Annotated in this window: 20 protein-coding genes; 14 read left to right on the forward strand and 6 right to left on the reverse strand. The window is 65.8% G+C overall.

Annotation, left to right across the window (positions count from 1 at the left end):
- Window positions 1-277: 277 nt before the first annotated feature.
- Both tuf and C3E79_RS01705 read left to right on the forward strand, forming a co-directional pair.
- Entirely contained in the window at window positions 278-1,468 is a 1,191-nt protein-coding gene (gene tuf, locus C3E79_RS01700) for an elongation factor Tu (protein ID WP_108403352.1), read from the forward strand.
- Window positions 1,469-1,577: 109 nt separating this feature from the next.
- On the forward strand, window positions 1,578-2,264 hold the full coding sequence (locus C3E79_RS01705; protein ID WP_108403353.1) for a hypothetical protein: 687 nt from the start codon (window positions 1,578-1,580) through the stop codon (window positions 2,262-2,264).
- Between the two features lie 22 nt (window positions 2,265-2,286).
- On the opposite strand, the gene C3E79_RS01710 is transcribed toward C3E79_RS01705, so the two are convergent.
- The 6 genes from C3E79_RS01710 to C3E79_RS01735 are packed head-to-tail and all read right to left on the reverse strand — an operon-like array spanning window position 2,287 to window position 5,262.
- On the reverse strand, window positions 2,287-2,856 hold the full coding sequence (locus C3E79_RS01710) for a hypothetical protein (RefSeq protein ID WP_108403354.1): 570 nt from the start codon (window positions 2,854-2,856) through the stop codon (window positions 2,287-2,289).
- Window positions 2,853-3,497: an Asp23/Gls24 family envelope stress response protein gene (locus C3E79_RS01715; RefSeq protein ID WP_179948300.1), complete on the reverse strand. Its 645-nt coding sequence runs from the start codon at window positions 3,495-3,497 to the stop codon at window positions 2,853-2,855. The genes C3E79_RS01710 and C3E79_RS01715 overlap by 4 nt, the downstream gene beginning before the upstream one ends.
- Window positions 3,481-4,146 (reverse strand): Asp23/Gls24 family envelope stress response protein, encoded by a 666-nt coding sequence (locus C3E79_RS01720; RefSeq protein WP_158268462.1) that lies wholly within the window; start codon window positions 4,144-4,146, stop codon window positions 3,481-3,483. Before C3E79_RS01720 ends, C3E79_RS01715 begins: the two co-directional genes overlap by 17 nt.
- Entirely contained in the window at window positions 4,146-4,403 is a 258-nt protein-coding gene (locus C3E79_RS01725; RefSeq protein ID WP_108403356.1) for a hypothetical protein, read from the reverse strand. Before C3E79_RS01725 ends, C3E79_RS01720 begins: the two co-directional genes overlap by 1 nt.
- 8 nt (window positions 4,404-4,411) lie before the next feature.
- Window positions 4,412-4,732: an Asp23/Gls24 family envelope stress response protein gene (locus C3E79_RS01730; RefSeq protein ID WP_108403357.1), complete on the reverse strand. Its 321-nt coding sequence runs from the start codon at window positions 4,730-4,732 to the stop codon at window positions 4,412-4,414.
- Window positions 4,733-4,737: 5 nt separating this feature from the next.
- Window positions 4,738-5,262 carry an Asp23/Gls24 family envelope stress response protein gene (locus C3E79_RS01735; RefSeq protein WP_235840551.1) on the reverse strand — a complete coding sequence of 175 codons (525 nt, stop codon included), beginning with the start codon at window positions 5,260-5,262 and terminating at the stop codon, window positions 4,738-4,740.
- 529 nt (window positions 5,263-5,791) lie between these two features.
- Between C3E79_RS01735 and rpsJ the strand changes: the two genes are divergently transcribed.
- The 12 genes from rpsJ to C3E79_RS01795 all read left to right on the forward strand — a co-directional run bounded on the left by rpsJ (window position 5,792) and on the right by C3E79_RS01795 (window position 13,290).
- Window positions 5,792-6,097: a 30S ribosomal protein S10 gene (rpsJ, locus tag C3E79_RS01740; protein ID WP_003848085.1), complete on the forward strand. Its 306-nt coding sequence runs from the start codon at window positions 5,792-5,794 to the stop codon at window positions 6,095-6,097.
- A 36-nt stretch (window positions 6,098-6,133) separates the two neighbouring features.
- Window positions 6,134-6,790 carry a 50S ribosomal protein L3 gene (rplC, locus tag C3E79_RS01745; RefSeq protein WP_108403358.1) on the forward strand — a complete coding sequence of 219 codons (657 nt, stop codon included), beginning with the start codon at window positions 6,134-6,136 and terminating at the stop codon, window positions 6,788-6,790.
- Window positions 6,787-7,452, forward strand: a complete 666-nt coding sequence (gene rplD / locus C3E79_RS01750) for a 50S ribosomal protein L4 (protein ID WP_108403359.1) — start codon at window positions 6,787-6,789, stop codon at window positions 7,450-7,452. The genes rplC and rplD overlap by 4 nt, the downstream gene beginning before the upstream one ends.
- Window positions 7,453-7,758 (forward strand): 50S ribosomal protein L23, encoded by a 306-nt coding sequence (gene rplW, locus C3E79_RS01755; RefSeq protein WP_108403360.1) that lies wholly within the window; start codon window positions 7,453-7,455, stop codon window positions 7,756-7,758.
- A gap of 25 nt (window positions 7,759-7,783) precedes the next feature.
- A complete protein-coding gene (gene rplB, locus C3E79_RS01760; RefSeq protein ID WP_108403361.1) occupies window positions 7,784-8,620 on the forward strand; it encodes a 50S ribosomal protein L2 in 837 nt (278 codons plus the stop codon).
- Between the two features lie 16 nt (window positions 8,621-8,636).
- Entirely contained in the window at window positions 8,637-8,912 is a 276-nt protein-coding gene (gene rpsS, locus C3E79_RS01765) for a 30S ribosomal protein S19 (protein WP_006839436.1), read from the forward strand.
- Between the two features lie 3 nt (window positions 8,913-8,915).
- Window positions 8,916-9,284, forward strand: a complete 369-nt coding sequence (gene rplV / locus C3E79_RS01770) for a 50S ribosomal protein L22 (protein ID WP_108403362.1) — start codon at window positions 8,916-8,918, stop codon at window positions 9,282-9,284.
- Window positions 9,284-10,033, forward strand: a complete 750-nt coding sequence (rpsC, locus tag C3E79_RS01775) for a 30S ribosomal protein S3 (RefSeq protein ID WP_108403363.1) — start codon at window positions 9,284-9,286, stop codon at window positions 10,031-10,033. Before rplV ends, rpsC begins: the two co-directional genes overlap by 1 nt.
- 4 nt (window positions 10,034-10,037) lie before the next feature.
- Window positions 10,038-10,454: a 50S ribosomal protein L16 gene (gene rplP, locus C3E79_RS01780; RefSeq protein WP_108403364.1), complete on the forward strand. Its 417-nt coding sequence runs from the start codon at window positions 10,038-10,040 to the stop codon at window positions 10,452-10,454.
- Entirely contained in the window at window positions 10,454-10,684 is a 231-nt protein-coding gene (gene rpmC, locus C3E79_RS01785) for a 50S ribosomal protein L29 (RefSeq protein WP_108403365.1), read from the forward strand. The genes rplP and rpmC overlap by 1 nt, the downstream gene beginning before the upstream one ends.
- A 32-nt stretch (window positions 10,685-10,716) precedes the next feature.
- Complete coding sequence (gene rpsQ / locus C3E79_RS01790) at window positions 10,717-10,998, forward strand: 30S ribosomal protein S17 (RefSeq protein WP_179948327.1); 282 nt, start codon at window positions 10,717-10,719, stop codon at window positions 10,996-10,998.
- 210 nt (window positions 10,999-11,208) lie between these two features.
- Window positions 11,209-13,290, forward strand: a complete 2,082-nt coding sequence (locus tag C3E79_RS01795) for a PhoX family protein (protein WP_108403367.1) — start codon at window positions 11,209-11,211, stop codon at window positions 13,288-13,290.
- The last annotated feature ends 532 nt before the right edge of the window (window positions 13,291-13,822 follow it).

Below are 13,822 nucleotides of genomic sequence, written 5' to 3' on the forward strand. Positions count from 1 at the left end.
GTCGAGCTGAGGCACGCACCCGATGATCGGCGTGCTTGAGCCGGCCGTTACTCTCTAGGTGGATCTGGTTGAATGGATCGCCATACCCGCCCAAGCCCGGCGTTGTTCGGGCCGCGTCGGTTTGAAAAACGGTCTTCATGAACCTAAGATCATGTAACTGGCACATTGTGAAATGGCCATTGTTTCGGCGCCCGCGCACGCGGCGTTGCAGCAAGGCAATCAGTAAACCACGTGGCTGCGAAGGTCGTAGCCACCATGAAGTCCAGGAGGACATACAGTGGCAAAGGCTAAATTCGAGCGTACGAAGCCGCACGTAAACATCGGCACCATCGGTCACGTCGACCACGGCAAGACCACCACGACGGCTGCCATCACCAAGGTGCTCGCTGACGCTTACCCGGAGGAGAACACCGCTTTCGCGTTCGACGCGATCGACAAGGCTCCTGAGGAGCGCGAGCGCGGCATCACCATCAACATCTCCCACGTGGAGTACAACACCCCGAAGCGCCACTACGCTCACGTTGACGCCCCGGGCCACGCCGACTACATCAAGAACATGATCACCGGCGCGGCTCAGATGGACGGCGCGATCCTCGTCGTCGCCGCCACCGACGGTCCGATGCCGCAGACCCGTGAGCACGTGCTGCTCGCCCGCCAGGTCGGCGTCCCCTACATCCTCGTCGCCCTGAACAAGTGCGACATGGTCGACGATGAGGAAATCATCGAGCTCGTCGAGATGGAGGTGCGCGAGCTCCTCGCCGAGCAGGACTACGATGAGGAGGCCCCGATCGTCCACATCTCCGCTCTCAAGGCCCTCGAGGGCGACGAGAAGTGGGTTCAGTCCGTGATCGACCTCATGCAGGCGTGCGACGACTCCATCCCGGACCCGGTCCGCGAGACCGACCGCGACTTCCTCATGCCGATCGAGGACATCTTCACCATCTCCGGCCGCGGCACCGTCGTGACCGGCCGTGTGGAGCGCGGTGTGCTCAACCTCAACGAAGAGGTCGAGATCATCGGTATCCGCGAGAAGGCCCAGAAGACGACCGTCACCTCCATCGAGATGTTCAACAAGCTTCTCGATTCCGCCGAGGCCGGCGACAACGCCGCCCTCCTGCTCCGCGGCCTCAAGCGCGAGGACGTCGAGCGCGGCCAGGTCGTGATCAAGCCGGGCGCCTACACCCCGCACACCAAGTTCGAGGGTTCCGTCTACGTCCTGTCCAAGGACGAGGGCGGCCGCCACACCCCGTTCTTCGACAACTACCGTCCGCAGTTCTACTTCCGCACCACCGACGTGACCGGTGTGGTGAAGCTGCCGGAGGGCACCGAGATGGTCATGCCGGGCGACAACGTCGAGATGTCCGTCGAGCTCATCCAGCCGGTTGCCATGGACGAGGGCCTGCGCTTCGCTATCCGCGAGGGCTCCCGCACCGTCGGCGCTGGCCGCGTGACCAAGATCCTCGACTAATCCCCGAGGGCGCTCTCCAGTAGCGCCGTGAGCTGAAAGCTCCCCACCCGCATCACGCGGGGAGGGGAGCTTTTTCGTGCATTAAGCCGTGGCGGTAAGGTGGTCAGCCGTGAGAGATCCCACCCGAATTCCGGCGGTCATCGCCGCGCTGCGCAGGGCGTGGGAGGGCCAGCCCGACCTGTCCCTGCCGGCGCTCATCGGCATCGCCGCCAACCGCGGGATTAGCTGGGGCTCGAGCGACGAGGAGCTCTGCGGCGTGCTCGCGGATATGGAGGCGGAGCATCCCGCGCTTATCGATGCCCCCTCGGGCGGCCACTACACCATCACCACGACCGGTCCCGCCCACATCGTCACCCTGTGCGCAGGTGATATTGTCGTCCGTTCTGCCGCCGATGCGGGGCGCATCCCCGCGGTATGGCGGGCAGGCTCGATGCGTCGCACCGGCCCGGGCCTACCGCTCGTCATCGCCGACACGCAGGGGGTTGACCATCGCCTCGGCGTGACCACCCTTATCACGGCGATCGATCCCACAGGCGCGCCGAGCCTGAGCGGGTTGGTGAAGGGGCAGGCGCGTGGCGCGCGGTGGCTTGTTGTACTCGAGGACGGCAAGCGCGCGGTAGTGGGCCGCACGATCCGCCTGTGGGAGCAGCTGCGCCGCGAGGTGATTCGCAGCGAGGTGGCCTACGAGCGGATAGTCTCCTGCGCAGTGGGCGGTGCGCTAGAGGTGCAGCCGCCGGGCGGCGTGGCCCCGGCGTGCCTGGGCCGGGTCGAGCGGGTCCTGCTCCTTGAGGCCTAGCGCCTAGCGGTGCGCGTGGGGGCTAGGAAATGCGCTCGAGGTGGAGCTTGTAGACGGTGTCGATGCCCATCTGCCCGCACGCGGTGGTGAAGTCGCGGTCTGCCCGCTCCACGGCCGCGATGGCGTCCGCGAGATCGTACTCCGGGTTCGCTGTGACAGTGAAGGTGACCGTCGGTCGCGGGCGCACCATGGTCACGGTGCTGCGCGCCTGTTCGACGGCGGGGGAGAGGGACATGTGCTCGCACGCAGCCTGCGCGATGCGCGCGATACCGAGCGTGGTTTCGCCGTGGGCGCGGTCCGCCGGGATGATCCCGCGGTGCGTCACCGTGTGGGCACGGAGGTTCGCGACGAGCAACCAGGCCCCGGCGATGAGCGCTAGCACACCGCCCACGGCGAGCGCGGCCCCGAAAGCGGGGTGCGCCTGGGCCCCGGCGAGCTGCCCGAGGTCGATGCGGGAGGCCGCTGCACGAACATGTGCGCTCACGCGCGGAATGTCCCAGTAGAGTGTCGCGGGGACGAGCCCCGCCAGCGCAATGACGAGCCCGAGTACGAAGACGATGGCGCGGTCGATCAGGGAGAGTGTCCGTGTCACGCGAGGCCTTCCTTCGGGTCCGTGGGCGATGTGGCGAGCTCGGCGTTCTCCGCGGCGCGCGCGCTTTCCCAGGCGCGATCGTCCTCGCGGCGGGGAGCGAGTGTCACGCTGATGCGCGGAGAGACGGCGAGCGGGGAGAACTGCGCTTCGAGGGCGCGCGTGACCCTGGAGCGCAGCTCCTCGCCGCTGCCGTCGTCTTCGACGGTCACCTTCAGGCGCGTCCGGCTCGCTTGAGAGGAAATGTGGCTGCCGCCAGTGACAGAGCGGGCGCTGTAGGTGGCGCGCCTGGCGATGTCGACTGGGCGGACCCAGATCGAGGCCGGGGAGGTGGCGCGCACGTGGGTGCGTACGCGCGGGGCGCACGCGGCGAGGACGAGCCACAGGCCGATAAGGGTGAGCGCGCCGCCAACGACCAGCATGGCCGGGGTGAGCTCGAGTGCGGCGAGACGATTGAGGGCCGCCGCGATCCAGGAGTCGCCGGGCGTGCCGGCGACCCAGCGCATCCAGAGGTCCCTGCCGGCGACCGCGGAGAGGCCGATAAGGGCGAGGCTGAGGAGTATCGCCAGTGCTCGCGCGGCCGGGAGTGCGCGCGGCTGCGGCCCGGGGGTGGGGACGTCAGGGGAGTCAGCGCGATATGCCATGGGGTTCTACCACCGGGGTGATGTGAATCGGGCGCAGCGGCAGCGGGGCCGGCGCGAGCGGATGAGTAACGGGGCGGGTGCGCACGATCTCCACGGCGACGCGAGGCGTACGCGAGACCTGGATCGGGGTGAGGGGAGGCTGCGGGGCGACGACGAAGCGCGTGCGCACCTGCGGCGCCTCAGGCGCGATCACCGGCCGCAGCGGGCGCGGTTGCGGCGTTGTGACGCTGCGCACGCGTGACGACGCCCCCGTCACTGACACAGGCCTGGCGATAAGGTCCATGCCGCGCTCGCGGTAGCGCTCCAGGTCGGCTGCGTCCACGCGCGAGGCGAACGCCTTGGCGTCGGCGACCTTGACGTCGACGCGGGTGACCTCCAGCCCGGTGAGCGTGCGCACCTGGGAGATGACGGCGGCGCGGATGCAATCCGTTACCGCGGCGATCGGGCTTGGATAGGCGGCGGCGACGTCGGCTTCGAAGGAGACGGTCCCTGCGCGCCGGTCCATCAGTGCGCTCACGCGCGGCAGGCCCCGCCCAGCGAGGCCCGCCAGCTTCGCGTCGAGCGAGATCGATCCGGGCACTGAGCGTATCGCTGCCTCGGCGATGCGTTCCACGGCCCTCTCGCTGAGGTGGAACTCGCTGTCTACCACTAGCTTCTCCCGCGTCCGATGCAGGTGGCGATCGCCTCGGCGATGTCTATGCGGCCGTCGAGCTGGGCGCCGACAACGCCGCCGATCGCGGAGAAGAGCAGCAGCCACGCCACTCCGGGCCAGCCGCCGAAGGTGACGAAGAACGCCACGATCACGCCGGCGGCGATCCCGATCAATGCCTTGTTGCGGTTGCGGGCAGGCGGCTGCGGTGCCGCGGGGTTGCGCGGCTGGGTGGAATTGAGGGGGTTTGATGCCATAGTCGCTCTCACAGTGCTCGTGTCGTATTCGCGGTGGCGTCCGCGAAGATGATGTTGATAAAGTCCAGGTCCGCTGCGGCCGCCACGTCCTCGCGCAGCTGCGTGGCGACGTCCGCGATCGGGCACCCCTGGTCCGTGGCGTAGACCACGTGCAGCTCAACGCCCCGGCGACCGTCCGCGGTGAGCGGGCGGATCCCGGGGATCTTCGCCCCGGGCAGGAGGAGGGCGACCTCCCCGAACTGCCCACCGCTTAAGCCGGCCACGCCCGGCACGCTGAGGGCGGCCGCGCGGATCGCCTCCGCCTCGGCCCTGCCGATTTCGGCGCCCACGCCCGTTACCCCGCGACGCCGGTGCCGCCGACAGCGCCGGCAGGCTCGGTCGCCTCGCGCTCCGCGCCGTCTTGCAGCGGCAAATTGACGTCGTGGACGGTGATGTCGACGCGCTCGACGATCAGCCCCGTCATCCGCTCCACCGCCACCTGGACGTTGTGGCGGATCGCGTTGGCCAGCTCGTGGATGGCCACCCCGTACTCGGCGATGATTGCCACGGCAATGGAGGCGCGCCCGTCCTGCACGGCCACGTTGACGCCCTGCTGCACGTTGGTGGAGGCGGTGAGGGATTCGCGCACGGCGCCCCACATGCGCGCCGCGCCGCCGCCGAGGTTAGCGACGCCGGAGACCTCGCGGGCGGCGATACCGGCGATCTTGCCCACCACGGTGTCGTCGATGACGGTGGTACCGGTCTCGGTCACCAGGTTCGTGTTGGGCGCCTGCGCGCTCGGTGCAACCTGTGTCTGTACCTGTGCCTCAGTGGTGTCCGCGGCGGTGGAGCCGGCGGCAGGGGAGGTGGGTTCGCTCATGGGGGCCTCAATTCTCGTTGAAGTGCGGGGACGGTCGATGGCCCCTAACACTACACCCGTGTGGTGCTCTGCAGGGAGGGCCTGCACGGGGGCGTCGATACGCGATTTTGCTTCGCGGGGCGCGGATGTGCTTAAATACACGGGTTGCCTTGACATGGCCTGGCCTCGTAAGCGGGGACGGGCGGTGGCGGGGCGAACATGACACCTTCAACCCTGGAGGCACCCCTTGCGGGTGGACCGGGCAAGGTCCATGGCAAATAAACAGCGGCAGTACGTGAGTATAGGGGGCCCGCTCCCTTCCTCGTAACGTCAGACCACGCGGCTGGGCCACCAGCCAGCGGCGGGAAGCACTGATCGGTTGCGCGCAGGTTGTTTGCTGTGCGGCCCACCTTCCTGGTTCGGTCATGGCAGTTGAACGACACTGGCGTTGCGCCAAGGGCTAAGCCCGGACAACGTTATAGAGAAACAAGAAGCTTAAAACCCCCACCGCTTCGACACCGAATGTGGGGCAAGCGAGGAAGAGGTAAGCGTGGCGGGACAAAAGATCCGCATCAGGCTCAAGGCCTACGACCACGAGGCGATCGACGCATCCGCGAAGAAGATCGTTGAAACGGTCACCCGCACGGGTGCCCGCGTCGTGGGGCCGGTGCCGTTGCCCACTGAGAAGAACGTGTACGCCGTTATCCGTTCTCCCCACAAGTACAAGGATTCTCGCGAGCACTTCGAGATGCGCACTCACAAGCGCCTCATCGACATTCTCGACCCGACGCCCAAGACGGTCGACGCGCTCATGCGCATCGACCTGCCGGCCAGCGTCGACGTGAACATTCAGTAAGCAAGATCCGACTTTTGGTAAGTGGAGAACACACACATGTCTGACAATCAGATCAAGGGCATTCTGGGCACTAAGCTCGGCATGACCCAGATCTTCGACGAGGACAACCGGGTTATCCCGGTCACCGTCGTCGAGGCTGGGCCGGTCGTGGTCACCCAGATTCGCACCCCGGAGACCGATGGCTACAGCGCCATCCAGATCGCTTACGGCGACATCGATCCCCGTAAGACCAAGAAGCCCCAGGCCGGCCACTTCAAGAAGGCCGGCGTCAACCCCCGCCGCTACGTCGCGGAAATCCGCATGGATGACACCTCCGCGTACGAGATCGGCCAGGAATTCAACGCGACCATCTTCGACGGTGACACCTACGTTGACGTCGTCGGCACCACCAAGGGCAAGGGCTACGCCGGCGCGATGAAGCGCCACGGCTTCGCCGGCCAGGGTGCCGCCCACGGTAACCAGGCCTCCCACCGCCGCGTCGGCTCCATCGGCGCCTGCGCGACCCCCGGTCGCGTGTTCAAGGGCACCCGCATGGCCGGCCGCATGGGCGGCAACCGGGTGACCACCCAGAACCTGAAGATCCAACGCATCGACGGCGAGAACAACCTGATCCTCATCAAGGGCGCAATCCCTGGTGCCAAGGGCAGCATTGTCACCGTCAAGACCGCAGTGAAGGGCGGTGCTCACGCATGACGAACCTGACGCTTAACGTCCACACCGCTGACGGCAAGACCAACGGTTCCGTCGACCTGCCGGCCGAGATTTTCGACCGCGAGGTCTCCATCCCCCTGATGCACCAGGTTGTCATCGCACAGCAGGCAGCCGCGCGCCAGGGCACCCACGCCACCAAGACCCGCGGCATGGTCAGCGGCGGTGGCAAGAAGCCGTTCCGCCAGAAGGGCACCGGCCGCGCCCGCCAGGGCTCGACCCGCGCGCCGCACTTCACCGGCGGCGGCACCGTTCACGGTCCGCAGCCGCGCTCGTACGCGCAGCGCACCCCGAAGAAGATGATCAAGGCCGCTCTCGCCATGTCCCTGAGCGACCGCGCGCGCGGCGAGCGCATCCACGTCGTCGAGGAGCTCGTCCCGGGCCAGACCCCGTCGACGAAGTCCGCACGCGCCTTCATTGAGCGTCTCACCGACCGCAAGAACGTTCTTCTTGTCATCGGCCGTGAGGATGTCAACTCCCGCCTTTCCGCACGGAACCTGCCGGGCGTCCACATCCTTGAGCCGGGTCAGTTGAACACCTACGACGTGCTCAACTCCGACGACGTCGTGTTCTCCGTCGAGGCGCTTCACACCTTTGTGAACGCATCCGCGGGCGCACCCGCCGCTGCAGTGGAGGAGGAGAAGTAAATGGCCAAGATCGCCAACCCGCGTGACATCATCATCGCCCCGGTCCTCTCCGAGAAGACCTACGCGCTGATGGAGCAGAACACGTACACGTTTTTCGTGAACCCGTCTGCCAACAAGACCCAGATCAAGATTGCCGTGGAGGAGATCTTCGGCGTCGACGTCGCTTCCGTCAACACCGCCAACCGCGAGGGCAAGCGCAAGCGTTCCCGCACCGGCTATGGCAAGCGTAAGGACACCAAGCGCGCCTACGTCACCCTCCGCGAGGGCAGCGACTCCATCGACATCTTCGGCGGCGCAGCCGTCTAAGTGGCTCGATAGAAAAGGACACATTATGGCTATTCGCAAGTACAAGCCGACAACCCCGGGTCGCCGCAACAGCTCCGTTTCCGAATTTTCGGAGATCACCCGCTCCACCCCGGAGAAGAGCCTGCTGCGCCCGCTCCCGAAGAAGGGTGGCCGCAACAACCACGGTCACATCACCACCCGCCACCGCGGCGGCGGACACAAGCGCCGCTACCGCGTCATCGACTTCCGCCGCAACGACAAGGACGGCGTGCTGGCCAAGGTCGCTCACATCGAGTACGACCCGAACCGCACCGCCAACATTGCGCTGCTGCACTACGAAGACGGCGAGAAGCGCTACATCATCGCGCCCAAGGGCCTGACCCAGGGCACCGTGATCGAATCCGGCGCGCAGGCCGACATCAAGGTGGGCAACAACCTGCCGTTGCGCAACATCCCGACCGGTACGACGATCCACGCCGTGGAGCTCAAGCCGGGCGCCGGCGCCAAGCTCGCCCGCTCCGCCGGAACGTCCATCCAGCTGCTCGGTAAGGAAGGCCCCTACGCGGTGCTGCGTATGCCCTCTTCCGAGATCCGCCGCGTGGACATCCGCTGCCGCGCTACTGTCGGTGAGGTCGGCAACGCCGACCAGATCAACATCCGCTGGGGTAAGGCCGGCCGCATGCGCTGGAAGGGCTGGCGCCCGACCGTGCGTGGTGTGGTCATGAACCCGGTTGACCACCCGCACGGCGGTGGCGAGGGCAAGACCTCCGGTGGTCGCCACCCGGTCAGCCCGTGGGGCCAGAAGGAAGGCCGTACCCGTAACCCGAACCGTTATTCCAACAACATGATCGTGCGCCGTCGTCGCCCGAACAAGAAGCGCTAAGAGGAGGTAAGCAGACATGCCACGCAGCCTGAAGAAGGGCCCGTTCGTCGATGAGCACCTCCTCAACAAGGTGGACGCTCAGAACGAGGCCGGCACCAAGCAGGTCATCAAGACCTGGTCTCGCCGCTCGACCATTCTCCCCGATTTCATCGGCCACACCTTCGCCGTCCACGACGGCCGCAAGCACGTGCCGGTGTTCGTCGACGAGTCCATGGTCGGCCACAAGCTCGGCGAGTTCGCACCAACCAAGACCTTCAAGGGTCACATCAAAGAATCGAAGGGACGTCGATAAGCGATGAGTGACACCATCACCTCCGCATCCGCGACGGCCAAGTTCGTCCGCACTTCCCCGATGAAGGCGCGCCGCGTGCTCGCACTCGTCCGCGGGAAGTCCGTCTCTGAGGCGCTCGCCATTTTGAAGTACGCACCGCAGGCGGCCTCCAAGGACGTTGCCAAGGTCGTCGCTTCCGCAGCGGCCAACGCCGAGAACAACTTCGGCCTGGACCCGCGCACCCTCGTCGTCGCCGAGTGCTACGCCAACGAGGGCCCGACCATGCGCCGCTACCAGCCGCGCGCCCAGGGCCGCGCGTTCCAGATCCGGAAGCGCACCTCCCACATCACCGTGGTCGTCGAGTCCGTTGAAGCTAAGGAAGGGGCTAAGTAATGGGCCAGAAAATCCACCCACACGGCCTTCGCCTGGGCATCACCGCCGATTGGAAGACCCACTGGTACGCCGACAAGAACTACGCCGACTACGTCGCAGAAGACATCAAAATCCGCGAGTTCTTGTCCAAGGGCCTCGAGCGCGCCGGCATTGCCGACGTCGTCATCGAGCGCACCCGTGACCGCGTCCGCGTCGACATCCACACCGCCCGTCCGGGCATCGTGATCGGCCGCCGCGGCGCCGAGGCTGACCGCATTCGCCGCGAGCTGGAAAAGCTCACCGGCAAGATGGTCGCGCTGAACATCCTCGAGGTCAAAAACGTCGATGCGAACGCGACCCTCGTCGCCCAGTCCATCGCGGAGCAGCTGGTCAACCGCGTGGCCTTCCGCCGCGCGATGCGCAAGGCCATCCAGTCCGCGATGCGCAACCCGCAGGTCAAGGGCATCAAGGTGATGACGTCGGGCCGCCTCGGCGGCGCCGAGATGTCTCGTGTCGAGCGCTACCACGAGGGGCGCGTGCCGCTGCACACGCTCCGCGCGGAGATCGACTACGGCACGGCAGAGGCACACACCACCTTCGGCGTCATCGGCGTCAAGGTATGGATTTACAAGGGCGATGTCGTCGGCGGCGTGCGCGAGTCTGAGCTCAACGCCCCGTCCAACGAGCGCCGCGGCCGCGGCGACCGCGACCGCCGCCCGCGCCGCGGTGGCCAGCGTCGCCAGCGCGCAGAGCAGAAGCAGGAGGGCTAAACACATGCTTATTCCCAAGCGCGTGAAATACCGCCGCCAGCACCGCCCGACCCGTCGCGGCGTGTCCAAGGGCGGCAACAGCATCAACTTCGGTGACTACGGCCTCCAGGCTCTCGAGCCGGCCTACATCACCAACCGTCAGATCGAGTCCGCTCGTATCGCGATCAACCGCCACGTCAAGCGCGGCGGCAAGGTCTGGATCAACATCTTCCCGGACCGCCCGTTGACCCAGAAGCCGCTCGGCGTGCGTATGGGCTCCGGTAAGGGCCCCGTGGAGAAGTGGGTCGCCAACGTGAAGCCGGGTCGTATCCTCTTCGAGATGTCCTACCCGAGCGAAGCGGTTGCCATGGAGGCTCTGCGCCGCGCCGGCGCGAAGCTGCCGTGCAAGGTCCGCGTGATTAAGAAGGAGGACCTGTTCTAATGGCTGCTGGTACCCCCGCATCCGAGTTCCGCGTGCTCACCGACGACGAGCTGCGCACCCGCCTGTCCGAGGCGAAGGAAGAGCTGTTTAACCTGCGCTTCCAGCTCGCCACCGGCCAGCTGACCAACAACCGCCGCATCTCCACCGTCAAGCGCGACATCGCTCGCATCTACACGGTGCTGCGCGAGCGCGAGCTGGGTCTGTCTGTCGTCCCGGGAGCTGAGGCATAACCATGACTGAAGCAACTGAGGGAAACGTGACCGTGACTGAAGATAACGCAAACAAGACCAAGAAGAAGGGTCTGCAGAAGCGCCGCCGCGGCTACGTCGTGTCCGACAAGATGGACAAGACGATCGTGGTCGAGGTCGAGGACCGCAAGTCCCACGCCCTGTACGGAAAGATCGTCCGTACCACCAAGCGCGTGAAGGCCCACGACGAGGACAACACCGCCGGCGTCGGCGACCTCGTCATCATCGAGGAGACCCGCCCGCTGTCGAAGGACAAGCACTTCCGCCTCTTCGAAATCGTGGAGAAGGCCCGCTAGCCCCTCCGAGTTCGACGGATCTACGTAAAAAGCCCCGCCGGTAGGCGGGGCTTTTTACGTGCGTGCCGCATGCGCGGGGACGCCGCCGAAGGCCCATGTTCACCGAAAATTCACTCCCTTTTCTCTGCACGGCAAAACGAACAACTTAGTGTCATTCGTGTTCACTTTCGGCAACTGCGGTCCGTATCTAACTATCCAGGGAGCTCAATCGTGTCTCTTCAAGGCATTAACCTGCTGTTTCAGTCCAAGCGCTCGAAGCTGACCTGCACCTACAAGTGCGGCAACGCCTGCTTGGGTGAGTGCACCAACACGTCCAACAACGCGTACTTCGGGGACGTGATGTCCCGCCGCGGTGTGCTGAAGTCCTTCGGTCTCGGCGTGGTCACCGTCGGCGGCGGCGCAGCGCTCGCCGCCTGCGGTTCTCCCGAGGAGGGCGGCGCAGCCGCTGGTTCCGCCACGAGCTCGAAGGCCGAGGCTGCCAAGGACGTCAAGCCGCTCAAGGGCATGCAGTTTGCCAGTGTCGAGCCGAACACCGAGGACAAGGTCGTCGTGCCCGAGGGCTACGAAACCGGCGTCCTCATCGCGTGGGGCGACCCGGTTGTCGAGGGCGCTCCTGAGTTTGACCCCAACAACCAGACGGCGGAGGCCGCTAAGAAGCAGTTCGGTTTCAACAACGACTTCGCCGGCCTCCTCGAGCACCCCGACAACAAGGCCCGCATGGTCTACGTCTGCTCTCACGAGTACTCCACCGAGCCGCAGATGTTCCCCGGCTACGACGGAGAGAACCCGACCGACGAGCAGATCAACATCGGGATCGCCAGCCACGGCCACACCATCCTCGAGGTGTCCAAGACGGGCAAGGGTGGCGAGCTCAAGCGCGAGTTCGGCCCCCTTAACCGCCGCATCACCGGGTTTACCGAGTTCACGCTCGCCGGCGCTGCCGCCGGGTCCGACCTGGTGAAGACCAAGGCCGATCCGACCGGCACCAAGGTGTTTGGCACCTTCAACAACTGCTCCGGCGGCATCACTCCGTGGGGCACGATGCTCTCCGGCGAGGAAAACATCGACCAGTACTTCGCCAACGCCGCGGCGGTGACCGACGAGCGCGCGGCAGAAGACGTCAAGCGCTTCGGTGTGGAGGAGGGTGCCTCCGAGCGCAAGTGGGAGCGCGTGCACGAGCGCTTCGACCTGAGCAAGGAGCCCAACGAGTTCCACCGCTTCGGCTACGTCGTCGAGATCAACCCCTTTGATCCGGAATCGACCCCGGTCAAGCACACCTCGATGGGCCGCTTCAAGCACGAAGCCGGCAACGTCCACGTGGCCAAGGATGGCACCGTGGTGTGCTACTCCGGCGATGATTCCCGCTTCGAGTACATCTACAAGTTCGTCTCCTCCAAGAAGGTCAAGGAGGGCGACATCGCCCACAACATGACCATCCTTGACGAGGGTACGCTCTACGTCGCCTCGCTCGAGGGCAACTCCCCGCAGGGTGAGATCACGGGCGACGGTGACCTCCCGGCTGACGGCGCGTTCGACGGCAAGGGCACCTGGCACAAGCTGCTCACCGTCACCGCGGGCGGCGCCGAGTCCCACGTCGACGGCTTCACCGCCGAGGAAGTCGCCGTCTACACCCGCCTCGCGGCCGATAAGGTTGGCGCGACCAAGATGGACCGCCCGGAGGACTTCCAGGTCAACCCGGTCAACGAAAAGGTCTACGTCGCCCTGACGAACAACTCCTACCGCGGCGCTTCCGGCGAGAACGCGAAAAAGAGCAAGGAAGACGTCATGGAGTACGCCCCGATCCGCGAGAACAAGAACGGTCTCGTCATGGAGATCGAGGACGACTTCGCCGGCGAGTCCTTCACCTGGAACCTGCTGCTCGTCTGCGGCGACCCCGAGGCCGCGTCGACCTACTTCGGCGGGTTTGATAAGGCGAAGGTCTCTCCGATTTCCTGCCCGGACAACCTCGCCTTTGACACCTACGGCAACCTCTGGATCTCGACCGACGGTAACGCACTGAAGAGTAACGACGGCCTCTACGCCGTTGGCCTCGAGGGCGAGAACCGCGGCCAGGTCAAGTGCTTCCTCACCGTGCCGAAGGACGCTGAGACCTGCGGCCCGATCGTCACCGATGATCTGGTGATGGTCAACGTCCAGCACCCGGGCGAGGGTGACGACGCCACCTTCGAGCAGCCCGGTTCGCACTGGCCGGAGGGCGGCAACGCCGTCCCGCGCCCGGCGGTTGCCATGGCGTGGCGCACCGACGGCAAGAAGATCGGCGTCGAGGCCTAAGAAAGCAGCGGTCGACTGCGGCCGTACTACCACGACACCGCGTCGTGGTAGTTTTTCCATCTGCGGTGGTACTCAGCGCGAGACAAGAGGCGTGGAGATGCACGACGGAGAGCCGGCCTTGAGCCACGTTCGCCTCGGCGAGATGAAGCCGCACTCCGACTCAGCACCCAAATGCGGCACGGGATAAAGCTCGAGGAGCCAGTCGCGTATCGCAGGCTGTCGACAAATGTGTACGCTCTCAACTACCTGCTCGGCAAGGAATGAGGACAACGACCCGCGGGCGCGCCTAAGTATCGTGCTTGGCCATACCGACTGCGAGATCGTGCCGGCTTACCAGGGCCCGTGGCCTTTTGCGATGATGGAGCCGGTTGGCGACCCCTATTCTCAGACCAGCTTCGCGCCGTGAGCGCCAAGAAGGTGGGCATGAGGGGCTTGGCCTCCTTGCGCTTACGCGACCTTTTAGCAATGGGGATCGATGTGATGGCAGGGTTGGCAGACGAGCGGTTGCGCCTCGAAGCTACAGGTGGTGCAG

It is taken from the genome of Corynebacterium liangguodongii (assembly GCF_003070865.1).
In the GTDB taxonomy this organism is placed as follows: domain Bacteria; phylum Actinomycetota; class Actinomycetes; order Mycobacteriales; family Mycobacteriaceae; genus Corynebacterium; species Corynebacterium liangguodongii.